The 252-nt window shown below is 70.2% G+C and carries 1 protein-coding gene; it reads left to right on the plus strand.

Annotation, left to right across the window (positions count from 1 at the left end; all coding sequences use genetic code 11):
* Positions 1–171, plus strand: a 171-nt coding sequence (locus tag ACKX14_RS16555) for a permuted SH3 domain-containing protein (protein WP_479685986.1), incomplete at its 5' end; no start/stop codon positions are given.
* Positions 172–252 lie beyond the last annotated feature (81 nt).

Here is a 252-nt window from a genome sequence, read left to right on the forward strand (position 1 = left end):
CTCACGGCCGTCTACGTCGTGCGCGGCGACGAGGTCGGCTTGCGGCAGATTCGAGCCGGGCGCCCGTACGGCGACACGGTCGAGGTGCTCGCAGGCCTCGCGCCCGGCGAGCGTTACGCGCTCGATCCCGTGGCCGCCGGCGCGTACCTCGAGGAGCGGCGCTTGCGCTGAAACGCTCGTGCCGCCGCCAGCGAAGCTCGGGTTCTCCGGAACGGTAGCCGCTCTTTTCCAAGAGTCGAAGCTTTCGCCGTT

It is taken from the genome of Thermorhabdus hydrogeniformans, from assembly GCF_049310025.1.
In the GTDB taxonomy this organism is placed as follows: domain Bacteria; phylum Bacillota; class Thermosediminibacteria; order Thermosediminibacterales; family Tepidanaerobacteraceae; genus JBJYKD01.